Origin of the sequence: Wolbachia endosymbiont of Laodelphax striatellus (assembly GCF_007115015.1) — a bacterium.
Lineage (GTDB): Bacteria > Pseudomonadota > Alphaproteobacteria > Rickettsiales > Anaplasmataceae > Wolbachia.
Window position 1 is genome coordinate 1,073,270 of the sequence record NZ_MUIX01000001.1, and the last position, 24,439, is coordinate 1,097,708.

General features: G+C 35.0%; 19 protein-coding genes and 1 tRNA gene. 17 read left to right on the plus strand and 3 right to left on the minus strand.

The features are described 5' to 3' along the window. Nucleotides 1–2: 2 nt before the first annotated feature. The 10 genes from BVG17_RS05180 (at nucleotide 3) to rnc (ending at nucleotide 10,508) form a co-directional block, all read left to right on the plus strand. Nucleotides 3–1,337 (plus strand): TldD/PmbA family protein, encoded by a 1,335-nt coding sequence (locus tag BVG17_RS05180; RefSeq protein ID WP_063630934.1) that lies wholly within the window; start codon nucleotides 3–5, stop codon nucleotides 1,335–1,337. Between the two features lie 173 nt (nucleotides 1,338–1,510). Further along, the gene (locus tag BVG17_RS05185) at nucleotides 1,511–1,762 is read left to right on the plus strand and encodes a cold-shock protein (protein ID WP_017532410.1); all 252 of its coding nucleotides are present in this window, start codon (nucleotides 1,511–1,513) and stop codon (nucleotides 1,760–1,762) included. A gap of 34 nt (nucleotides 1,763–1,796) precedes the next feature. Then, a complete protein-coding gene (locus tag BVG17_RS05190) occupies nucleotides 1,797–3,023 on the plus strand; it encodes a DEAD/DEAH box helicase (RefSeq protein WP_026092688.1) in 1,227 nt (408 codons plus the stop codon). Nucleotides 3,024–3,320: 297 nt separating this feature from the next. Further along, the gene (locus BVG17_RS05195) at nucleotides 3,321–5,600 is read left to right on the plus strand and encodes an AAA family ATPase (RefSeq protein ID WP_063630935.1); all 2,280 of its coding nucleotides are present in this window, start codon (nucleotides 3,321–3,323) and stop codon (nucleotides 5,598–5,600) included. Nucleotides 5,601–5,656: 56 nt separating this feature from the next. Beyond that, nucleotides 5,657–6,655 (plus strand): hypothetical protein, encoded by a 999-nt coding sequence (locus BVG17_RS05200; protein ID WP_063630936.1) that lies wholly within the window; start codon nucleotides 5,657–5,659, stop codon nucleotides 6,653–6,655. A 58-nt stretch (nucleotides 6,656–6,713) separates the two neighbouring features. Continuing rightward, nucleotides 6,714–7,604: a class I fructose-bisphosphate aldolase gene (locus tag BVG17_RS05205; RefSeq protein ID WP_063630953.1), complete on the plus strand. Its 891-nt coding sequence runs from the start codon at nucleotides 6,714–6,716 to the stop codon at nucleotides 7,602–7,604. A gap of 5 nt (nucleotides 7,605–7,609) precedes the next feature. Beyond that, nucleotides 7,610–7,681 (plus strand) — tRNA-Cys (locus BVG17_RS05210). Nucleotides 7,682–7,788: 107 nt separating this feature from the next. Further along, a complete protein-coding gene (locus tag BVG17_RS05215) occupies nucleotides 7,789–8,586 on the plus strand; it encodes a hypothetical protein (RefSeq protein ID WP_063630937.1) in 798 nt (265 codons plus the stop codon). 72 nt (nucleotides 8,587–8,658) lie between these two features. Continuing rightward, the gene (locus tag BVG17_RS05220; RefSeq protein WP_063630938.1) at nucleotides 8,659–9,726 is read left to right on the plus strand and encodes a quinone-dependent dihydroorotate dehydrogenase; all 1,068 of its coding nucleotides are present in this window, start codon (nucleotides 8,659–8,661) and stop codon (nucleotides 9,724–9,726) included. A gap of 89 nt (nucleotides 9,727–9,815) precedes the next feature. After that, nucleotides 9,816–10,508 (plus strand): ribonuclease III, encoded by a 693-nt coding sequence (gene rnc / locus BVG17_RS05225; protein ID WP_063630939.1) that lies wholly within the window; start codon nucleotides 9,816–9,818, stop codon nucleotides 10,506–10,508. Nucleotides 10,509–10,560: 52 nt separating this feature from the next. Here the strand turns inward: rnc and BVG17_RS05230 are convergent, their stop codons facing one another. From BVG17_RS05230 to BVG17_RS05240, 3 genes are read right to left on the minus strand one after another with little or no spacing between them, the layout of a single operon-like run. Beyond that, complete coding sequence (locus BVG17_RS05230) at nucleotides 10,561–11,160, minus strand: SCO family protein (protein WP_017532416.1); 600 nt, start codon at nucleotides 11,158–11,160, stop codon at nucleotides 10,561–10,563. 35 nt (nucleotides 11,161–11,195) lie between these two features. Beyond that, on the minus strand, nucleotides 11,196–11,900 hold the full coding sequence (dnaQ, locus tag BVG17_RS05235) for a DNA polymerase III subunit epsilon (RefSeq protein ID WP_063630940.1): 705 nt from the start codon (nucleotides 11,898–11,900) through the stop codon (nucleotides 11,196–11,198). A 14-nt stretch (nucleotides 11,901–11,914) separates the two neighbouring features. After that, nucleotides 11,915–12,574, minus strand: coding sequence for a Tim44/TimA family putative adaptor protein (locus tag BVG17_RS05240; protein ID WP_063630941.1), 660 nt, complete (start codon nucleotides 12,572–12,574; stop codon nucleotides 11,915–11,917). A 165-nt stretch (nucleotides 12,575–12,739) separates the two neighbouring features. Here BVG17_RS05240 and secB point away from each other — a divergent pair, with 165 nt between their 5' ends. The 7 genes from secB to nuoG all read left to right on the plus strand — a co-directional run bounded on the left by secB (nucleotide 12,740) and on the right by nuoG (nucleotide 24,046). After that, nucleotides 12,740–13,243 carry a protein-export chaperone SecB gene (gene secB / locus BVG17_RS05245; protein ID WP_063630942.1) on the plus strand — a complete coding sequence of 168 codons (504 nt, stop codon included), beginning with the start codon at nucleotides 12,740–12,742 and terminating at the stop codon, nucleotides 13,241–13,243. A gap of 6 nt (nucleotides 13,244–13,249) precedes the next feature. Continuing rightward, nucleotides 13,250–15,853: an aconitate hydratase AcnA gene (gene acnA, locus BVG17_RS05250; protein ID WP_063630943.1), complete on the plus strand. Its 2,604-nt coding sequence runs from the start codon at nucleotides 13,250–13,252 to the stop codon at nucleotides 15,851–15,853. 127 nt (nucleotides 15,854–15,980) lie between these two features. Continuing rightward, entirely contained in the window at nucleotides 15,981–19,121 is a 3,141-nt protein-coding gene (putA, locus tag BVG17_RS05255) for a bifunctional proline dehydrogenase/L-glutamate gamma-semialdehyde dehydrogenase PutA (RefSeq protein ID WP_063630944.1), read from the plus strand. 166 nt (nucleotides 19,122–19,287) lie between these two features. Then, on the plus strand, nucleotides 19,288–19,929 hold the full coding sequence (locus BVG17_RS05260; RefSeq protein WP_063630954.1) for a protocatechuate 3,4-dioxygenase: 642 nt from the start codon (nucleotides 19,288–19,290) through the stop codon (nucleotides 19,927–19,929). A gap of 96 nt (nucleotides 19,930–20,025) precedes the next feature. Next, on the plus strand, nucleotides 20,026–21,522 hold the full coding sequence (locus BVG17_RS05265) for a leucyl aminopeptidase (RefSeq protein WP_063630955.1): 1,497 nt from the start codon (nucleotides 20,026–20,028) through the stop codon (nucleotides 21,520–21,522). A 257-nt stretch (nucleotides 21,523–21,779) separates the two neighbouring features. Further along, the gene (locus BVG17_RS05270; RefSeq protein ID WP_006279675.1) at nucleotides 21,780–21,992 is read left to right on the plus strand and encodes a hypothetical protein; all 213 of its coding nucleotides are present in this window, start codon (nucleotides 21,780–21,782) and stop codon (nucleotides 21,990–21,992) included. 5 nt (nucleotides 21,993–21,997) lie between these two features. Continuing rightward, complete coding sequence (nuoG, locus tag BVG17_RS05275; protein WP_063630956.1) at nucleotides 21,998–24,046, plus strand: NADH-quinone oxidoreductase subunit NuoG; 2,049 nt, start codon at nucleotides 21,998–22,000, stop codon at nucleotides 24,044–24,046. The last annotated feature ends 393 nt before the right edge of the window (nucleotides 24,047–24,439 follow it).

The following is a 24,439-nucleotide window of genomic DNA, read 5'->3' on the forward strand; positions in this document are numbered from 1 at the left end:
AAATGAATATATTAAATATTGCAGCAGATATCACTAAACTAATAAAAAAGCAGAATCAAGACGCAGAAGTTACAATATATGAAACTAATAAGACCTCGGTTTCTCAGCGTCTATCAAAAATTGAACAAATATCACAATCTAAAAACTGTACTGTAGGAATTAGAGCTATAGCAGGTAAGAATAAAGCTGCGTATATTTCTACAAACGATTTGAATAATCTGAGTGGTGCGGTGAGACAAGTGGTGGAAATGGCAAAGAATGCTCAGGAAGATCCTTATATTAGTTTTGCTATAGATGATAGTAGTTATATCTTTTCTGCAGATTTAAATATCTCAGATAATAATATTGTAACAATTGATAAACTAAAAGAAATTGCTGAAGCTGCAGAAAATTCAGCTCTTGCACATAAAAATATTATTAATTCCGAAGGAGCTTCATCCTCACATACTTCAGTAAATACAGTATTATCAACCGTTTCTGGTTTTGTTGGTTCATTTAGTAAATCAACTTTTATTAATCAGGTTTCTGTCGTTGCTGGAGAAAAGGGTGAAATGAAGATAGGCTATGATTACGATGTAACATGCAACTTTAATGATTTGAAATCGCCAGAGTTAATAGGGAAAGAAGCAGCAAAAAGAGCAATAGATCAATTAAATTCATGTGCAATCAAAACTGGTAAGTTTCCAGTTCTTTTTGAAAGAAGAGCAGCAAAAGAGTTGGTGAAAAGTTTTGCTTCTGCCATCAATGGAAGCAATATTGTGAATAATAGCTCTTTTTTGAAAAGTAGTTTAAATACTCAAATTTTTAATGATAGGATTAACATTATCGATGATCCATTGTTACCAAGAGGTATAGCATCAAGACCATTTGATGGGGAAGGAATGATGAGCAGGAGAAATGAATTTGTAAAAAATGGAGTGCTACAAAAATGGATTTTAGATCTATATTCGGCTAAGAAATTAAACTTGGAAACGACCGCAAATGCAACTCGTACAAGTAATGCTGCAATTATTCCTTCAGCTAGTAACTTCTATTTCAAAAATGGTAATAGGTCATTTAATGAATTAATTGAGGAAGTAAGAGAGGGAGTATATGTAACTGATTTATTTGGTTTTGGTGTTAATTTAATCAATGGCGATTATAGTCAAGGTGCGTGCGGCTTTTTTATAGAAAATGGTAAAATAACTTACCCAATACACGAGATTACTGTTGCTGGCAATTTGAAAGATATGTTTAGCAATTTGGTCGTTGCAAATGATCTAACTTTCTGTGGCCAATTTAATTCACCAACGATTAAAGTTAGTGAAATGACAGTTGCAGGTTCACTTAGTGGTTAAGAATTTAGTTGCATCAAGTACAATAATTGTGTATCATTACTATGTAATGTTAAGAATAGACTATGGAGTATAGAAGTTTAGTCGCAATAACTAAGCTTAAGGCATTCTAAATCGCAATTTCAAAGTTTTTCATCACATTAATAATATTAGTTAGTAGTTTAGGAGTTATCCACATGGAATTTGGTAATATAAAATGGTTTAATGTTGAAAAAGGCTATGGTTTCATCAAGCCAGAAGATGGAGGTGAGGAAGTTTTTGTACATATTAGTGCATTAGAACGTTCAGGAATAAGACCTGATGCACTTCGAGGAGAGGATAGAAAGAGAGGAATGAAAGGGGAAAGAGTAAGTTATGAGCTTAAAGAGGAGCGTGGTAGGAACGGAGAAGATAAAAAGTCTGCAATAAATTTAAGATTGGAAGATTAGTCTATCGTGAAGCTTTTTAATAGGGTAATGTATTGTGAGTAATTTTCATGAAATGGGGCTTCCAATTTTGCTTAGGCAAGCTCTAAGTAAAAATAATCTTTGTGTTCCAACCCCGATTCAAATGCAAGCGATTCCTCTAGCTCTCCAGGGCAAGGATATTCTTGGGTCTGCTCAAACGGGAACTGGAAAGACTTTGGCATTTGCTATTCCACTGGTTGCTAAATTGCTGAATGAGCCAAGCATTGGTTCAGCTTTAGTCATCGTGCCAACCAGAGAGCTTGCTCATCAGGTAACAAATGAGATAAGAAAACTCTTATCTCAAAATTCTGTACTAAGAGTTGCTTTGTTGATTGGAGGTGAGCCTATTTTTAGGCAGCTAAATCAGCTTCAGAAAAAACCACAAATAATAATAGGTACTCCTGGTCGTATTATAGACCATATTGAGCGTAAAACTTTAGTTACTCGGAATGTTAGTATTCTTGTGCTTGATGAGACGGATCGTATGTTTGATATGGGCTTTGGAATTCAGATTGAAGAAATTATGAAGCATTTGCCTAAAATAAGGCAAACTCTTATGTTTTCTGCAACTCTTCCTGGAGAAATAGTAAAACTTACTGAAAAATATCTTAATCAACCAGAGCGTGTTTCTGTTGATTGCCAGGCTACAACTTCTGTAAAAATTAAGCAAGAAGTTGTTTATGCATCAGAATCGGAAAAATATGACAAGCTTGTTACACAGCTATGTCAGCGTGAAGGATCAATCATTATCTTTGTTAAAACAAAGCAAGGAGCAGATCAGCTAGCTAATAGATTGCACAAAGATGACTATAGCGCTTTAGCAATGCATGGTGATTTAAGGCAGCACAAGCGCGAAAGAGTCATTAATTCTTTTCGTCGTGGCCGTAATCAAATCATGGTTGCAACTGATGTTGCTTCTCGCGGCCTTGATATTCCCCACATTCAACATGTTATCAATTATGATGTGCCACAATCGCAAGCTGATTATGTTCATCGTATAGGTAGAACTGCACGTGCGGGAGCTGAAGGATTTGCATTATCTTTTGTTACACCTCAAGATAAGAGAAGACTGCCTGCACTAGCAGATAAAGAAGGAGAGCCAAATTTTGATTGTAGTATGCAATCTCAAAAACGTAACAGCAAAAAGATCTTTAAAAGGCCAAGTACGTTAAAGGCTAAATACGATAGAAAAAAGATCAATGTATTTAAGAAGAAAAGCAGAGTACTAGAACAAGCGTATTAATGTACTTAACTATTCTTCTATTCTTTAAAAGCTCCAGTAAACTTGCTGCAAAGCGAAGTGATTGGAGGATGGTAGAAAGAATATATAGCTAGTCCAAATTAGATTTACCTACAATTTGATAATCTTAATTCTGCTGCTTATAACGTTTTGAGATTATCACAACGTTATAATGTGAGGCTGTGTGGACTATAATCTGTAGCGTAATTCAATTTGGCTACAACGAGCTGCTAGATTTCAGTTTTTTTAATAATTGTGTGCTACTAATTATATATAAATTTACACTTTTAAAGAGAATAGATGATTTCTAAAAATTTAGAGGCAAGTTTAAATAGAGCGTTACAGATTGCTTCTGATTGTAAGCTTAAATATGCAAAAGTGGAACATTTGTTGCTAGCATTAACCAAAGATGTGGATGTAAATTATGTTTTATCAAGATGTAACATCAGAGCTGATGAAATCATAAATATAGATAATATTATATTAAGAAATGATCATGGTAATAATACAAAAGGTTTTTTACAAGACAATTCCGAATTAACTGTCAATAAAGTTGAGCCTGATGTGCTATTTCAACGCATAATACATAAAGCCATGATACGGGCTCATCGTCTGGGAAGAAAAGAAATAAATGGAGCAAGTATTCTATTAGAGATTCTGTCTGAGCAAGATTTATACATTGAAGAGCTATTAAGCAAACAGAATGCAAAGGATTCTAATTTGATTTATAATATATCCAATATAAAATATTCAGGTGATATAGAAGAATATGTAACTAATCGCAAGATAAAACTTGATAAGAATAACGATATCTCTACTGTAGCAAATAAAGGTGAATCATTAAAAGATGAAGAAGTTCTACAAAATTATTGTAGAAATTTAAATGATTATGCAAGAAGCAAAAAAATAGATTATGTCATTGGTCGTGATTGTGAATTAAATCGCACTATAGAAATCTTACTAAGACGCAGAAAAAATAACCCTTTATATGTCGGAGAACCAGGTGTTGGTAAAACAACAATAGTTGAAGGCTTGGTATTGAAAATTATTGAAGGTAGTGTTCCGAGTGCACTGAGATCCAGCATAATTTATGCTTTGGATTTAGGATCACTTCTTGCAGGAACACGCTATAGAGGTGACTTCGAAGAGAGAATAAAATCTATAATAAAAGTAATTGAGGCAAAACCTGGCGCTATTCTTTTCATTGATGAAATACACACTATTATTGGAGCGGGTTCAACAAGTGGCAGCTTTCTTGATGCTGGCAATCTGCTCAAACCTGCACTTGCAAGAGGTACGTTGCGTTGTATAGGTGCAACTACATATAGAGAATATAGCAATAGCTTTGAAAAGGATAAAGCATTAGCAAGGAGGTTTCAAAAAATTAATGTAAAAGAGTCTTCTATTAATGATACAGTAAAGATACTAGATGGTATAAAGCATTACTATGAAAGGTATCATGGAGTATATTACACGAAACATGCCATTAAATCTGCAGCTGAGCTTTCACACAAGTATATTACTGGGCGAATATTACCTGATAAAGCAGTTGATGTTATAGATGAAGCAGGGGCATATTGTAAGTTACAAAAAAACAGGCGAAAAATTATAAACAGTGGAGACATTAAGAGTACTATCGCTAGGATTACAAACTTACCTTGCGGTCTTGATGATATGCAAAGAGTAAAATCTTTGAAAGAAAATCTCAATAGGGCCATTTTTGGTCAAGAGCAAGCGATAGAGTTTCTCGTTAATTCTATTAAAATTGCTAAATCTGGTCTGAGAAGTTGCAATAAACCCTTGGCAAAGTATCTTTTTGCAGGGCCAACTGGTGTAGGTAAGACTGAGCTTGCGAAGCAACTAGCACAAAATATGGGTATGAACCTTATTAGGTTTGATATGTCTGAGTATATGGAACCTCACACAATATCTAGAATGATTGGTTCCCCTCCTGGATATGTGGGTTACGACCAAGGTGGATTGCTTACAGAATCCGTATCTAATAATCAATATAGCGTAGTACTTCTTGATGAAATTGAGAAAGCTCATAGTGATATTTATAATATATTACTACAAATCATGGATTATGGATGTGTTACAGACACTTACGGACGTAAGGTTAATTTTTCCAATACGATTTTAATTATGACAACCAATGCAGGGGCATTTGAACGTAACAAAAGTTCTATTGGCTTTGGGTATAAAAACTTTAACATTAGTGACAGCGAAAAAGCAATGGAACGGGTTTTTAGCCCTGAATTTCGTAATCGTCTTGATGCAGTCATTTCCTTTTCTGATTTGGATACGGATGTCATTTTGCACATTGTAGATAAATTTATTCAGGAATTGAAAAAACAACTTGTGCAAAAGGGTATAAGCTGCTCAGTGGAAGAAGAAGTAAAGTCTTATCTTGCGCAAACAGGTTATAGCAAAGAAATGGGAGCACGCCCAATAGAGAGGCTGATTGAAAAAGAGATAAAAAGTCATTTGGCTGAAGAAATACTGAATCGTCGATTAATCAAAGGAAAGAAATTAAGGATTTATATTGGTAAACACGGAATTGCTTTTGATATAGTTTAAATTCTTGCTTGAGTATTAAATTTGTAGTATAGTCATTATTTTTTAATGAGGCTATAGTGGCAAGTTTAACCAGAAATCAATATTACAGTAATCAAGATTTACAGAACTTATTTTTAAGGCTGGGAATAAAAGCAGAAGAAGTAATAAGCCAGGAGTTTGATGATGTACTTAAGTTAGTTGAGCGGCGCTTTAGAAGAGCTTCATTAAAATGTCACCCTGATAAAGTAGTAGGAGAGAAAGAGAAAAAAATAGCTGAAGAAAAGTTTAAAAAACTTAGTGCAGATAAAGATAAGCTAGAGAAATATCTTAACGACTTAAAAGCAGCTGGCATATCTATAACATTACAGCGAGAAGTGCAGGAAAAACAAAGGAGAATCAATGAGATTCTATTGCGTAGAGAGAAAGCTGTGAATAGAGCATGTTTATTTTTTATATTAGCAAATGTGGTACTTGGTCCGTCGCCTCAAGTCAAATATTGCTTATCACAACTTGCTAACAGTGGCAAAGTGCAAAATATTGCTTATAAATTTTATGCATTCAGCATCGGAATTTGGCCATGGTTATTTATTATATCCTTTTGTAGTATTATCTATGCAGCAAGTAAACAAAGAGGCTCACAAGAAGAAAATCTAGATAGGTTAAATAGAAGATACAATCTACTTATTGCTGCTGATAATTATGTGCTATGTATAGCAGCAGCGTTTGCTGTGTGCAGTTTAGTATCGGAAATTGCACAAAATGGCTGGCCTGTTCAATATGGAATGGTGCTTATGGCTAATTTAGTATTAGATTTATTACTTATTGCTTTACTTAGAACTTTTATAAAAGCTTTTGAACTATATGGTGAATACTGTATCCAGTGTTTATATGAAGAAGATGCGGAATTTAGTTATAAAGAAAAATTTGCATGGTATGACTACAAATTAGTACTTATGCCGCTCGTTCTTCCTATTGTTAAAATGTATTTTGAAGATTTAGTTCAAGAAAAACCACAACAGCATACTACTGATCCTAAAGTTACACCTTTAAATATAGGCGTAGGAACAAGAGCATAAAAAGGTCTTTGCTTCAACTATAGTTTTTGCTACACTTTGAGTAAATTTGAAGATGTTAATGAGTGAAGAAGTAAAACAAATCCTAAGTTATTACGAAAGTGAAAATCCTGGGGTAAAAGCAAATCTTGCTCGTATTCTTATGCATGGAAAACTTAGTGGAACTGGCAAGTTAGTAATTCTTCCTGTAGATCAAGGATTTGAGCATGGGCCAATAAAAAGTTTTGAAGTTAATCCTGATGCTTACGATCCGCATTATCATTTTCAGCTTGCAGTTGATTCGGGAGTAAGCGCATATGCTGCTCCGCTTGGTATGATCGAAGCTGGTGCTTCAACTTATGCTGGAATGCTACCACTTATTTTGAAGCTTAATAGTGCTAACTCCTTGCACTCGAAAAACTTAACTTCTGATCAAGCAATAACTGCTTCTATAAAAGATGCGCTGCGTTTGGGTTGCGTAGCTGTTGGGTTTACTATATATCCTGGTTCTGCTAAGTGCTTCGATATGATGGAAGAAGCTTGCGAAATTATAGCTGAGGCTAAGTCTTGCGGCCTTGCCGTAGTGCTATGGTCTTATCCACGTGGTGAAGGGATTTCAAAAGAAGGTGAAACAGCAGTTGATGTCATTGCTTATGCTGCGCATATAGCGGCTTTGCTTGGTGCAAACATAATAAAAGTAAAACTTCCAACTAACCACTTGGAAAAAGAAAAAATAGAAAATGTTGAATCATTATTCAAAAGAATTGAATATATTAAAAAGTCTTGCTTTGCAGGGAAAAGAATAGTAGTTTTTTCTGGTGGTGAGTCAAAGTCAGTGAATGATATATGTAATGAGGCAAAAGAAATTAAGCAAGGTGGTGGTAATGGTTCAATAATTGGGCGTAATACTTTTCAACGCAAAAGAGAAGAAGCTTTATCTATGCTAAAAGATATAATGAATATCTACGCATAAAAAACGGCTGGGTGGCAGAATGGCTTATGCGGAGGACTGCAAATCCTTTTATACCGGTTCAATTCCGGTCCCGGCCTCTTACTTCAATTAGATCGTTTTTTCTTCTCAGGTTTTAGCAAGATGTATGGCTTTTAATAAAATATTTAAAAAAATAAGATAACATATTCAAAATATAATCAGTAAAATGCTGAAGAGACTAACGAAAGTTTTATTATTCATTGGTTTGCCCTTCTTGCTTACCAGTTGCACTTTCCACTCTTTATTAAAGAGCTCTTATACTCATCTTTCACCAAAAAAGTACCCTTCATCTAATAAACAGCCGGTTTACGTTGATACAGCTTACAGTGCGCAGAGTATATATAATGCACTGTTTAATGACTTCCTATTAATAGGTAAGTCATCATTCACAGCCAAACATGGTCGTGCTAGTCAATATATTAACTATGGAAAAGAAGTTGGAGCAGATGTGATAATCGTATCATTTCAAAATATGCGAAAGGATAAAGAGCATTTTAGCATCACAGAACAACTATTATGGGACGCAAGCTTAACAACATTTCATACAAGAACCATTATAAACTTTGATCAGGATGTACTCTTTCTAAAAAAGGTAGGTGATGCAAAAGCTCCATGGGAATATGTCAAAGGAGAGTTCAAGCTTCACGAAAAAGACGATACTGATCCATATCTAGGGAATTGGTTAGGATATAGAATATGCAAGATTGCAATATCTTCTTCAGAAGATGAATACTTAGGATTTGTAAATGAAGATAATTGTAAAGAAAAATCTGGAATAAATAAGATGCTTGCTTGGAAAAATGGGGATGTAAGGTTGCGGATTAATAAACAATCAAAACAGGGATTTTATTTAAATCGAAATAAGATTCCTATACTAATAAAATCTCAAATTAACAAATTTGGCTACCTCGAATTAGTAGATAAAAATACTGATCAAGTTCTGGTTTCCCTTCAGAAAAATTAGTTTTTACTACTCATAGAAACTATATACTTACTATTTTGATAAACCTCAAGCTTTCTAAGTTATTCTTGTTGTATGGTAAAAAATAAACTAAAAATGAGCAAAGTGTTTTACAAAATGATATTACGTAATTTACTGTTTTTGCTACCACCTGAAATCGCTCACTCCTTGGTAATAACGGCGTTAAAAAAGATGCCCTGTAGGAAACCTATAGAACTACCTAAGTCTTTAAATGTAAACTTTTTTGGTAATAAAATTAGGAGTCCTGTAGGTCTTGCTGCAGGTTTTGATAAAAATGCGGAAGTTGTAAAGCCGATGCTCTCATTTGGTTTTGGATTTATTGAGGCTGGTACTGTAACTAAACATCCCCAATATGGAAACAAAAAACCGAGAATTTTTCGATTAATTAAAGATGAAGGAATAATTAATAGATTGGGATTTAATAATAAAGGAGTAGACTATTTTCTTAAACAGATAAGTAAAACTAAACTTGGTGATTGTATTTTTGGTATAAATATAGGAAGAAACAGTACATCAAAGGACCAAATCAGCGATTATGTTGACTTAATAAAGATAGTATATGGAAAGAGCAATTATATAGTACTGAACATCTCATCCCCAAATACACCTAACTTGCGTGATTTACACAACAAACAAGAATTATCCAAGTTGTTGGAATCTATCACTCTAACCCGAAGGTCAATCGATAGCTCTGAATCCATACCGATAATATTAAAAATTTCTCCAGATATAGATCAGCAAACAAAAGAAAATGTTGCTGAGCTTGTACTAAAATATAAAATTGACGGCTTAATAGTGAGCAACACTACGATAAGTCGAGATTCTTACTATAATGAGAGTGGTGGGTTGAGCGGCAGGCCATTATTTCAACTTTCAACCGAGTTATTGAGTGACATGTACAAGCTTACCAAAAGCAGAATTCTATTGATAGGATGTGGAGGAATTTCAAGTGGTGTTGACGCATATGAAAAAATAAAGGCAGGAGCCTCTTTAGTACAACTGTACACTGCTCTTGTATACCAGGGGCATCAAGTTGTGAACAAAATCAACCTGGAACTTGCGGAACTAGTAAGAAGGGATGGATTTAGTAACGTTACTGAAGCGGTGGGTTGTATACATTAATTTTGGAAGTGGTGGTATTATTTTAATAAAATAAAACTAATTCTCTGGTATAAAGGTGGTAGAAAGCGTTTTTCTTTTGAATGATGAACATGAAAGTTTTGAACGATATAATATCTAAAGTTATTAATTATCAATTTACAGATCATGCAATATTAGAAGAGGCATTAACCCATCCAAGCGTAAATAAAAGGAATAGCGAAGACCAGATCGTAAGCTACGAAAGGCTAGAGTTTTTGGGCGATAGTATTTTGAACATGGTTGTATCTGCTATGCTGTTTAAAATGTTTCCTGAAGAAAAAGAAGGAGCATTGGCAAAAAGAAAAACGGATTTAGTTTGTGGTAGTACCATTGCTAATGTTGCTAAAGAAATAGAGTTAGGTAACTTTATTATCATGAATAATAGTGAACGTTGCAACGGAGGGAAATGTAACTTAAAAAATTTAGAAAATTCGCTTGAGGCACTAATAGGTGCAATTTATATTGACGGTGGACTTGAGAGTGTTGAAAAATTTATTATCCGACATTGGGAAAAGCTAGCTAAAGACATCCTCGATCCTCCTCAAGATCCTAAAACTTCACTGCAAGAGTGGACTCAGAAAAACAAATTACCTTTACCAGAGTATGAACTTGTAAAACAAACTGGACCAGCACACAATCCTGAGTTTACTATATCAGTTTGCATAGAGAATTATGGCAAAGTTTCTGCATGCGCTTCTAGTAAGAAAATTGCTGAACAAAAAGCTGCTGAGTTGATCCTAGAAAAAATTAAAAAAACGACTTAGTTTAATCAAAATAGCTGTTAGCATAAATTTAAAGTAAGCTAAGCTCTTTAGTTCAGCTTACATATTTTTTTATCTCAGCCAGAATCTTATCAGGTTGACTTTCATCTGAATTTAAATCAGCTACAAAGTGTGTGACATATTTTCCTTCAGGGCCGATAAGGTATATTATTGAAGAATGGTTAATTTCCTCTTCTCCACCTACTTTGTTTGCATATACTTTATACTTTGCAACTACTTCATCTATTTTTTGTCTTTCACCAGTTAGCATTTGTATTCTATGGTCAAATTGCTGCTGAAATTCTTTAAGCCTTTCTATGTTATCGCGCTCAGGATCAACTGTGATAAAAAATGTTTGTATCTTATTGTCAGTTTTCTTATCTAACTTTGCAAGTGTTTCTGAAATTATTCCGAGGTTCATAGGGCAAATTCTTTTGCATGAGGAAAATCCGAAAAAAATCATCATATACTTATTTTTAAAATCACTACTGCGTACTGTTTGTCCGTCTTGATTAATCAAAGAAAAATCCCCACCTATTTTAATTTCTGTATTTTGTGAAACAAATATGCCTTGCTTGGTAAAATAACAATAACCTAAGAAGACAGCTGCTACTATTATTAATAAACCAGACAATAACCTTATGAATTTTACCATTAAAGCGTTTCCAATAAAATTAAATCATATCTTGATTAGCTGATTGATTCAACATATTCCTTCCAAAGTGGATTGTTAATTTTATCTAACAATTTCTTATGCTCATCAATTTCTTCGCTGCTTGGTGAATGTTCTCTGCGAGCTAAATTTCGCACTTTATGCTGAATAAACGTAGAGCTATTGTCCTGATCACATTTACTATTAAACAAAAAGGTTTGCAATCCTCCTGTAAGCTCAACGTAGACCTTTGCAAGCAATTGAGCATCAACTAATGCTCCGTGCAACTCTCTACCTTCCAGCGATATGTCAAAACGTTTACATAATGCATTTAAAGAAGCAGGTGATCCTACAAACTTTTTTCTTGCAAGCGGCAATGTATCTAGCACTCTATCTGAGGAAATTAACCCAGCATTTAACTTGCCTAACTCCATATTAAGGAACTTAACATCGAATTCAGCATTATGAATCACCAAAATGTCATTAGATATGAAGTCGAGAAATTCAAATGCAACATCTGAAAATAGTGGTTTATCCTCTAAAAACTCCTCACTAATACCATGAATCTTAAATGAGTGGTAAGGTACATCTCTTTCTGGATTAAGATATCGATGAAATGTTTTACCTGTTGGAACACGATTAATTAGTTCTACACATCCTATCTCGATAATTCGATGGCCAGATCCAGTATCAAGACCAGTAGTTTCAGTATCAAGTACTATTTCTCGCAACCTACTTTCCATCAGTGTAATTAATCTTATTTGTCATTTGTTGTTAAATTTTTATCAGTACTTGCCTTCTTATAGTTAATAGAAACAAGCATCCAAGTTGGGTCTGATGAATTAATATTTTTTTTGAATTGCCATACATCCTCAACTTTGTTAATAGTAGACATACTACCTGATATGACGTCCCCTTCATTATTCTTAACAAAGTTAATTTGCTCTGAAAGGAAATATACTGCAATAAATGCTACATTTTTCACTAACTTTATTTCTAAGATTTTTTGTGAAACGATAGAAACAATTATAGACTCATGTATCTCTTTACGATGTTTAATCTTATCCACAAAACTGTTATACAAGTCTTTGTCCAGAAGGGGTTTTAATTGAGGTAAATTTCCTTGGTTAAAATATTTTATTATTAATTCAAAAGCTATGCTTGAACCTTCTATAAAATTGGAAATAGAGAACTCTCTGTTTTTTTGTAATATTTGTTCATAAGTAGCTTCTATTGAACTTTTGTCATTGCTATAAGTATAATCTTCGATATTTTCTGCCACATCCTCTTTACTTTGACTTACATCCAATACACCTGTTAGCTTTTTTAGATTGAGACTGGCTGATCTTCCTAAAGAGTTATATAAGCGTGAAAAAATAAACGCCGCTAGTAAAGCATATATTACAAGCTCTATCATGGTAACTTGCTCCTTTTGATATATAAAGTATCTAAATATTATTAATTATTGATAAAAATATGTTTTTCATATTAACCTATAGTTAGGTTTACTATTCGTTTGTAAATAGATATATTATATAAGAAAGTATTAAACATCTCAACTTAATTAAAGGAGACTTAAGAAATGTTACAACATAAAATGAAAATTCATGGTCAATATGTCAAAGATTTTTCGTTTGAGAATCCAAATTCGCCATTCCTTTCTTCTAGTAAAGCTCCCGATATTAATGTAATGGTTAATATTAATTCAGCAAAATTAGAAGGAACAGAAAATAAAAAAGGAATAAGTGAAGAAAAACCTTTTCATGAAATTACTTTGCATATAGAAGCCAAAGCAACGGTAAAAGATGAAGATGTAAAAGATGATATAGCTTTCATTTGCGAGGTAAAGTATTGCGGTATTTTTTCAATAGAAAACTTTACAGAGCTAAGAGAAGAAGAGGTGAGACAAGCTTTATTTATTGGTGGACCTACTTTTCTTTTCCCTTTTGCAAGAGAAATAATTGCAAGAACTACAAGTAGTGGTGGGTTTCCTCCACTTATGCTAGATCCTATAGATTTTGAAACTATGTATCAGCAGCAAAGTCAACAACAAAAAAGTAGCGCTAGTAATTCCAATCTTAACTAATACAGGATGAACAATTCTTTAAATGCAAAGACGACTTTAAATATTGATGGAAGGTTATATAACTACTTTAACCTAAGTAACGCTGGTAAATTCTTAGGAGTAAATTTAACCAAATTGCCTTGTTCACTCAAGGTATTGCTTGAAAATTTATTGCGCAACGAAGATGGAGTAAGCGTTAAATTAGATGACATAAAGATATTAGCAAATTGTGTCAAGAAACACATTAATCACGAAATTAGCTACAAGCCAGCAAGGGTTTTGATGCAGGATTTCACAGGAGTTCCTGCTGTCGTTGACTTAGCTTCAATGCGTAATTATGTGAAGAAAAATGGAGGTAACCCAAGCAAAATAAATCCATCTGTACCTGTTGATCTTGTGATCGATCACTCTGTTCAAGTAGATAGTTACGGAAGCACTTCTGCATTTGGTAAAAACGTTGCACTGGAAGTAAAAAGAAATTTGGAGAGATATCAATTCTTAAAATGGGGAGAGTCATCCTTCATAAATTTTAGAGTAGTGCCACCAGGTACTGGAATTTGCCACCAAGTGAATCTTGAATATTTAGTGCAAGTTGTATGTAATGATAGTGGAGTTCTATATCCAGATACCTTGGTCGGTACAGATAGTCACACTACTATGGTAAATGGTTTATCGGTTCTTGGTTGGGGTGTTGGTGGAATAGAAGCTGAGTCTGTGATGCTTGGTCAACCAATTAGTATGGTAATTCCAGAAGTAGTAGGATTTAAATTAATAGGAAGACTTTCAGAGGGAGTAACAGCAACTGATCTAGTGCTAACGATTACTAATATCCTGAGAACAAAGGGCGTTGTTGGCAGATTTGTGGAATTTCATGGTGATGGCTTAGATTGTTTATCTTTGGCAGATAGAGCAACCATAGCTAATATGGCTCCAGAGTATGGTGCAACTTGTGGATTCTTTCCAATTGATCAGAAGACACTAGATTATTTAAACTTAACCGGAAGGCCAAAAGAGTTGGTTAAATTGGTTGAAGTTTATGCAAAAGAACAAGGGCTGTGGCGTAGTAATGACGAATTGGCGTTCTTTGACACACTGGAGCTTGATTTATCCAGCGTAGAGCCAGTAATAGCCGGTCCAAAAAGACCGCAAGATAAGGTTTGTCTTTCGCAAGTGGCAGAATCTTTTTCTAAATCATTTCCAGTTAATGAGTCAGAGGAAAGCGATAAACTCCAAGATGGGAGTGTAGTTATTGCAGCAATAACAAGCTGCACTAATACTTCAAACCCAAGTGTAATGATTGCTGCTGGACTTGTAGCGCGTAATGCAGTAACCCTTGGCTTAAAATCAAAGCCTTGGGTTAAAACTTCTCTTGCTCCAGGGTCACAAGTTGTAACAGAATATTTAGAAAAGTCAGAGTTACAGGAAGATCTAAATGCTTTGGGTTTTAATTTGGTTGGGTATGGCTGTACAACTTGTATTGGAAACTCCGGTCCGCTTAATGAAGATATAGAAAGTGATATTAAGGATAAAAACTTGACTGTTGCAGCAGTTTTATCCGGTAATCGTAACTTTGAAGGAAGAATCCATCCTTTAGTCAAAGCGAATTACTTGGCATCTCCGCCACTTGTTGTTGTGTATGCACTTGCAGGTACTGTACAAATTGACCTGACAAAAGATCCTATATGCAAAGATAAGAATGGAAGTGATGTTTATCTCAAAGATATATGGCCAACAGATAGTGAAGTTGAGAGTTGTGTTAAAAGTGTTGTGACGCGTGAAATGTTCATACAAAAGTATAAGGATGTTTTTTCTGGTGATGAGCATTGGCAAAAGATAAAGTGTGAGAAAAGTGAAATCTATGATTGGGACGCGAAAAGCACTTATATACAAAACCCTCCCTATTTTGATAATTTATCGACTAAGAACAATAAAAGCAACATAATTGATATAAAGAATGCGCAAATACTAGCGATGTTTGGCGATAGCGTCACTACCGACCATATTTCTCCTGCTGGAAATATTGCCTCAAATAGTCCTGCAGGCATATATTTAAAAGGTCTTGGAATTGAACCGCAAGATTTCAATTCATATGGATCTCGCCGCGGTAACCACAACGTAATGATGCGTGGAACCTTTGCTAATATCAGAATAAGAAATAAAATGGTGAGCGCTGAGGGTGGCTATACAAAACATATTCCTTCTCAAGAAACTATGTCAATTTTTGATGCAGCAATGCAATATAAAAGAGAAGCTGTTCCATTAGTTGTCATTGCAGGAAAAGAATATGGTACAGGTTCAAGTAGGGATTGGGCAGCAAAGGGTACTGCATTACTGGGAATTAAAGCTGTGATTGCAGAAAGTTTTGAACGCATACATAGGTCCAATTTGGTCGGTATGGGTGTTCTTCCACTTGCATTTCAGGATGGAGTAACGAGAAAGATATTTGATGGTAGTGAGATAGTGAGCATGAAAGGTGAAGTAGTACCAAATGGAAATCTAGAATGTATCATTAAAAGAAAGGATGATTCAGAGCAATCCATTCAACTCAAGTGCTGTGTACAAACTGCAACTGAGGTTAAGTACTTGATGAGTGGTGGAGTGTTGAGCTATATACTTGCGCAGTCCTTTTGAGCTATCACAGTCATTGACTAGGTTTTTTGAATCGATTCTGGCTCTTTATTTAAATAATAATTTATTCGATGCAAAGTTATGATATAATCTTACCTTACATATGATAAAGGGTGTTTTGTAGATAATTATGATCAGTTCTATACAAGAACCTAACGCATTGCGAAAACGATTGCAGGCATTTTATCGTGCTGATGAAAAAAGTCACGTACGTTATCTTGTAGAAAAATCAGAACTTTCGGCTGATTCAAAAAACATAGTTTACAATATTGCAAAACAAATTGTCGAAAAGATTAGAGGTAGTAAATTAGGCATTATAGATTCTTTTATACAACAGTACTCACTTTCTAACGACGAAGGAGTAGCGCTAATGTGTCTTGCTGAATCATTACTTAGAATACCAGACGATTACACAATAGATGAATTGATAAAAGATAAAATTGCCAACCAAGAATGGAATAAACACTTGAGGCGTTCCTCTTCATTGTTTGTTAATGCTTCTACATGGAGTTTAATTATAGGAAGCAGTATATTAAGAAACAATGAAGAGGATTCAAAATTCTATCACATAATTTCCAGGTTATTGAAAAATTTAGGAGAGCCAATAATCCGCAAAGCGGTGAAACAAGCAATATCCATTCTTGGCAAGCATTTTATTGTTGGAGAAACTATAGAAAAAGCATTGGAAAGTGTGAAATCAGATGACTACAGTAAGTATTTATGCTCTTTTGATATGCTTGGTGAATCTGCTTGCACAGTTGAGGATGCGGAAGAGTATTTTAATTTATACATGCATGCAATAAAAGCCATAGGTGAATCTGCTGACATAAATGATTGCTTTAAATCTCAGGGGGTTTCAATCAAATTGTCTTCACTGCACTCACGTTATGAATTTAGCCAATTTGGTAATATAGCTGAAGAGCTGAGAGCTAAGTTGCTGGAACTGTGTCATGAAGCGAAGAAATATAACATTTCACTTTGTATAGATGCAGAAGAATCAGAAAGACTTGAGATGTCATTAGTTTTATTTGAGCAATTGCGTCTTGATGATTCACTTTCTAAGTGGGAGGGGCTTGGCTTGGCTGTGCAAGCGTATCAAAAACGTGCTTTATCTGTTCTTGATTTTGTTGAAGATGTTGCCATTCGATCAAAGCATAAAATTATGGTGAGGCTTGTAAAAGGAGCATATTGGGACTCAGAAATCAAGCGCACACAAGAATTAGGGTTAATTGGTTATCCGGTGTTTACTAGAAAAAGCCACACAGATGTATGCTACCTTGCCTGTGCGCAGAAACTTTTAAGCAAAGAGAATCACTTTTATCCATGTTTTGGAACTCATAATGCTTATACTTTTGCTACTATAATAGAGCTTGCCGATAAAAATCATCCTGGATTTGAGTTTCAGTGCTTACATGGAATGGGTAAAAGTTTGTATGATTATGCAAATTCAGAACTTGCAACAAGCATCAATTGTCGTATATATGCACCAGTTGGTAAACATAGTGATTTATTGCCATACCTTATTAGGCGCCTTCTTGAAAATGGAGCTAATAGCTCGTTTGTCAATCAAGTAAATGATTCTGACATTAAAATTGAAGAATTAGTCTCAGATCCATTAGAGAAAGTAAAAAGCTTAGAATATGAGCCTCATCCAAGCATTCCGTTGCCACGAGATATTTTTGGAGAGGAAAGAAAAAACTCCTTGGGAATGGATATTAGCGATTCAATTGCAGTTTCACAATTTGCAAATGATGTAAGGGAATTTAGTGAAAAGAAATGGCAAGTTGGCCCAATAATTGATGGAGAGTCGTTTCTTGACAGTGCGGAATTTACCGAAGTAGTGAATCCTGCACATTTGGAAAATGTAATTGGAGAAGTGTCAAGTGCAACAAGTGCTCAGGCTTTAAATGCTCTTGAAATAGCACATAGTGCTTTTACTAAGTGGCAGAATGTTTCAGCAGGAGAGCGCGCTAAATGCCTTGAAAAAGCTGCAGATTTGCTTGAGGAAAGGATGAAAGAGTTAATTTATATTCTGATTGTAGAAGCAGGAAAAATTTTATCCGATGCAATAGCAGAAGTAAGAGAGGCAATCGACTTTTTGCGCTATTATGCAATGATAGCAAAAAATGAACTGAATGACTGGAAAAAATTGCCAGGTCCAACAGGTGAAGATAACTACATCTTTTTTGAAGGCAGAGGAGTTTTCTTATGCATATCACCGTGGAATTTTCCACTCGCTATCTTCATTGGACAGGTTTCAGCTGCACTTGCAGCAGGTAATGCAGTGCTGGCAAAACCGGCAGAGCAAACACCAATTATTGCCTATGAAGCCATTAAGATACTACATGAAGCTGGGATACCAAAGAATGTATTGCATCTTGTTCCAGGAGATGGTCGATATTTAGGTAAAATATTAGTGCCAGATAATAGAATTTCCGGTGTAGCTTTTACTGGTTCAACACAAACTGCTCAAATAATCAATCGAATGCTTGCTAGCAGAGATGGTCCTATTGTGCCACTTATCGCTGAAACTGGTGGATTAAATGCTATGATTGTTGATAGCTCTGCTCTTTTAGAGCAAGTGACTACGGATGTTTTGCTTTCTGCATTTCGGAGTAGCGGTCAACGCTGCTCCGCGCTTAGAGTGCTATTTATTCAAGAAGATATAGCAGAAAAACAGATAAAAATGATATGCGATGCGACTCAAGAATTAAAGATTGGTGATCCAATACAACTGAGCACGGATATTGGGCCAATAATTGACAAAGTATCTATTGATATGCTGACTAAACATACGGAGAAAATGTCAAGGGACAAAGATTCAAACCTTCTTTCCAAGGTCCCTATGGGTACAAATTCTCATAACGGTTATTTCTTTCCTCCATATGTTTATGAGATACAAAAAATTTCGCAATTAAAGCAAGAAGTGTTTGGACCTATTTTACATATCATACGTTTTAATAAGTTGCAGTTAAATGAAGTTATAAGTGATATAAACAATACAGGATATGGACTTACGTTTTCTTTGCAAAGCCGTGTACAAAGTCAGATCGATTTAATAAGCAAGAAAATATCAGTTGGAAATGTATACATCAATCGCAATCAAATAGGTGCAGCAGTTGGAATACAACCATTTGGTGGCAGAGGACTATCGGGTACCGGACCAAAAGCTGGTGGTCCTAATTATCTGCAACGTTTTTCTACAGAAAAGGTTGTAAGTGTCAACACTACAGCATGTGGCGGTAACATTACACTTGCGTGTTTGGATTGATTTGCAATTTCTAAATTGGAAGTCCGTGCAGTTGTGTATGCAGTACTAAAACCTAAAACTCATACACTGAAAGGATAGTTGTGATTCTAAGGAGGATTCAAAGAAAGTCTTGTCTTTAATAAAAGAAAAAGGTTGCTATAATTCTAACAAAAGCACTATAAACAAAATGAATGTAAAAAATATCTTATTAGCGTTTTTAGTACAATTTATATTCGATTTGTCATTATTTGCGGCTGATCCTATTTTGCTTAATTGTATTGAAACTCCAGGGATTTATGATCTTGAAACAAGGCCAAAAAGCTTTAACTCTTCAAATAATTTAAGAAGAAAACCTGGCTCTCCAAATAATGCAGCAGGAGAATTAATAAATGTAGTGGGTAGAGTTACTGATGTAAATTGCTTACCGATACAAAATGCTGTGGTTTCTATATGGCACGCAGACTCACTTGGCATGGGCTATTATGATGAAAATGTGGAGCTTGATCCAAATTTTGCTGGATCAGGAAGATTTGTAGTAAATAACCTTGGCTATTATAATTTTATTACAATAGTACCAGGTAAAATTGGTGATAGGGCTCCACACATCAACTTTTTGGTCCAACATCCAGATTTTCCAGAATTCACAACACAAATGTTTTTTGCTGATCATAATTGCGATAACTGTGATGATCTTCTTCTTGGTAATCTTATTGAGAGTGGATTTGCAAGCCTTCTGATAGCACCATTTACTTATAACAATCAGGCCATGAAGACCTACACATTTAATATAACCCTAGGTGGGCATAACAAATTTTCTGATAAAAGATAAAGCCCTTGCATATCAGGGGAGTTCATAGTAGTCTTAAGCGCTATTGTACTTAAAATGTATATGAAAAATATCTTACTAATGTTTTTACTATGTTTTATGTGCAGCTTACAATTATTTGCAACGGAGATGTCAACGATGAAGATAACAATTTCTAAAGCTTTACCCGATTTTGAGACGCTAGTGGTAGGTTTGTTTGAGGGTGATAAGCTCATAACTAATGTTCTACAAGATAAGCAAGCTATAGATAACATCAAGAAATTTAGTGGTTTTAATGGAGGTTTTGGTGAATTTTTCTCCGTTACTTCATCAGAGGGAAAAAATATTATAGTTGCTGGTCTTGGAATGAGGGATGAATGGGATGAAAGCAAAGGATTAAATATTGGTGGTAAAATATATTGTGAGCTAAGCAGATTAAGAATCAAGCGAGCAGCTATTTCAATCGAGGGCAGTACAGCAAATGTTGCATATGGAGCATTTCTGCGCAGTTTCAAGTTTAATAAGTACAAAACTAAAAAGGATGAAAAAATTACAGAAGTAGAGGAAATTACATTATTAGTAAAAGATGAACAGTTAAGTAGCATTGAAAAATCATTTGAGCGTTTAAAACACGAAGGTGAAGGTATTTTTCTTGCACGTGCTTTTACTACTGAGCCACCTAATATTTTATATCCAGAGTCTTACGCTAATCGTATAAAAGCTGAACTTACTAAACTTGGTCTTGAGGTTGAAGTGCTTGATAAAAAGCAAATGGAAGAGAAAAAAATGGGAGCCCTGCTTGGAGTAGCACAAGGAAGTAGTAAAGAGCCAAAGTTAGTGGTGATAAAATGGAATGGGGCTTCTCAAGAACAAAAACCAATAGCTTTTATAGGCAAGGGTATAACGTTTGACACTGGTGGAGTGTCACTTAAACCCTCACGCGGTATGGAATCAATGAAATATGACATGGCAGGTTCTGCTACTGTAGTTGGAGTGATGCGTACTCTAGCTGGGCGAAAAGCAAAAGTAAATGCAATTGGTGTGGTTGCACTTGCAGAAAATGCAGTGGATGGTAATGCTCAAAGACCGAGCGATGTAGTCACTTCAATGTCTGGACAAACAATAGAAATATTAAATACCGATGCAGAGGGAAGACTAATACTTGCGGATGCTTTATGGTATACACAAGATAGATTTGCACCGAAATTTATGATCGACCTCGCAACTTTAACTGGTGCTATAGTGGTTGCACTGGGAAATAATGAATATGCTGGTCTTTTTTCAAATAACGATGAATTAGCGAATCATCTGATTGATTCAGGAAATGAAGTAAATGAGAAATTATGGCGCTTTCCTATGAATGAAACTTATAACAAAATTATTGATTCGCCGATTGCTGATGTGCAAAATATAGCTCCTGCAGGTTCTGGTGGAGATAGTATAATGGCTGCACAGTTTCTACAGCGTTTTGTAAACGACACTTGTTGGGCACATTTAGACATTGCAGGCACTGCTTGGCACGAAAAAGGCACTGATATTTCTCCAAGAGGGGCAGTAGGTTTTGGTGTAAGGTTGCTAAATAAGTTGGTTGAGAAGTACTATGAGATTAATAATTAAGGATCTTTGTATTGAGTTTATAGCTTAATTTACGGCTACATGAATGTCTATTTATAAGACGTAGAAAATGATATCATCAAAGTAACTTACATTTTCTTTTTTGGGGATTCTAAAGTTACACACTTGAGCAGCATCAAGAGAAAGTATTTTGTTCAAATGATGATTGTAATGATGGACTATTAAAACTTTAAAGCTATTTGGTATTGACGGTATATACTTAAATGTTAGAATAAAATAGGAAGTTTTTAGGAGTTTATATGGCAGCAGGCGGAAAAGCGAAAACAGCTAGTAAAAATAACCCTACTCAGCGTAAGAAAGCAGAACAAAAAATGTATAAGGATAAACCGGTAAAGCCGGTTAGATATATAGACCGTGATTCACGTATGAACTATATGTCTGCTCAATACGATAACGGCAATCTAGTTGAAGATGAGGTAAGCGGCAATCCTATAAAGTGGGAAGCTGTATAGTAGTTGTGGTTAAAGTTACTATTAATTTTAAGGAATGTGAAGTAGAGCATGGGCTCACTATAATTCAAGCTTGTGAAGTTGTGGGCGTTGAAGTTCCGCGGTTTTGTTATCATGAGCGTTTAGCAATTGCTGGTAACTGCAGAATGTGTTTGGTTGAAGTTGAGGGTGGCCCTCCAAAACCAGTAGCTTCTTGTGCAATGCCAGTTGCAGAGGGTATGGTTATTCACACGGATACTCCCAAGGTAAAAAAGGCGCGTGAAGGTGTACTTGAGTTTTTGCTAATAAACCACCCGCTTGATTGCCCAATTTGTGATCAAGGTGGTGAATGCGATTTGCAAGATATCACGATGGCTTATGGTAAAGGGATCAGCAGACTTGATGAATATAAGAGGGCTGTGCCAAAAAAACATTTTGGTCCGCTGATTGAAACTGCAATGAACAGGTGTATTCATTGCACTCGGTGTGTTAGATTTTTGTCTGATGTTGCAGGTACAAATGAACTTGGAGGAATTGGAAGGGGAGAAAATATAGAGATTAGTACTTACATAAAAAGGCATATTAGCTCTGAATTATCTGGGAATATTATAGATCTTTGCCCGGTGGGAGCTTTAACTTCAAAACCTTACTCCTTTACAGCGCGTCCATGGGAGCTATCACATTGTGAGACTATAGATGTGCTAGATGCTGTAGGAAGTAGCATTAGAGTTGATTATCGTGGCCTGGAAGTTATGCGAATATTACCAAGACTGAGCGAAGAGGTAAATGAAGAATGGATATCAGATAAAACCCGCTTTGCCTATGATGGACTAAAAGTTCAGCGTCTTGATCAACCTTATGTAAAAAAAGATGGTAAATTAGCCCCAGTTGATTGGAATGAAGCATTAACTATTGCTGCAAAGAAATTAAAGAATACAAAATCAAATAAAATAGCTGCAATTGCAGGTGATTTAGCAGATTGTGAGTCTATGCTTCTACTCAAAGAAGTGATGCAGAAGCTTGGTTCGGGGAATATAGACTGCAGGCAAGATGGTGTAAATCTTATATCAAGTAATCGTGGATCTTATGTGTTCAATACCACTATTCAGGGTATAGAAAGTGCAGATTTATGCTTGCTAATCAATACGAATCCAAGGATAGAAGCACCAATCATTAATGCAAGATTGAGAAAGAGATATTTACAAGGCAATTTTCCTATTGCAAGCATTGGTCCTAACATTGAATATTTGTATCATGTTGAGAAATTGGGCGATAATCCTGATATTTTGAGTGAAATAGCAAATGGAAGTCATAAATTCTGTGAGCTGCTGGTAGCCGCCCAAAACCCTATGCTGATCATTGGTCAAGATGCATTAATAAGAGATGATTCTGAATCAATTCTAATTCTAGCTGGCAAAATTGCAGAAAAATTTAACATGGTCAGAGACAACTGGAATGGCTTTAATATGCTGCATAAAGCTGCAGCAAGAGTTGGTGGACTCGATATTGGATTTGTTCCTAAAAAAGATGGAAAAGATATTAGTCAAATACTAAAGCAAGCAGAAAGTGGCGAGGTGGAAGTTGTTTATCTTCTTGGTGCAGATGAAATTGATACATCAAAATTAGAAAATACATTTGTAATTTATCAAGGCCACCATGGTGATAGGGGAGCACATATAGCAGATGTCATTCTACCTGGAGCTGCATACACAGAAAAATATGCAACTTATGTAAATACTGAAGGGCGAGTACAGAGAACAAATTTAGCTGTTTTTCCTCCTGGTGAAGCAAAGGAAGATTGGTTGATTATTAAAAATTTATCCCAATATTTGAGCCTTTCCTTGTTATATGATAGTTTATTTGATGTGAGAAAAAAATTAGATACTATCGGTCCACAGTTTAGAAGTGTTGATCAAGTGGTAAAAAATACATGGGTACCAATCAGCAATGGTAAAATAAATTTAAGTAATACGCCTTTTACTTTAAAGGAGTGTAATTTTTATATGACAGACTCAATAGGTCGTGCTTCAAAAATAATGGCAGATTGTACTAAGGATTTTTATGAACACTCTACTTAATATTTTATTTATTCTAACACCATTATTACTAATAACTCTGGTATATTTTCAACGAAAATTAAACTCTATATTTTTGTGTAAAGAACAAAATAGATTAGAAAAACAGTTCGTTTATAAGCTAGTTGATTTTATCAATGATATTATTGTACTATTTACGGAAGGATATGTATGGATGGCAATAACATTTATTATAGTTACCGAGGGAAGAGGGAATTATTTGCCTCTCACAATGATCTTAATTATGATGTCACTAGTGTCATTCATATGCATATCATTTTACTATTCTATTAAGCTAAATGCTGTACAGAAAAGTGTTGTCCTATTGATTTCAATAGGGACATTGTCTTTTGTGTCTAGAGCATTTGCTGTATTTTTTATTGCCACAATTATGAA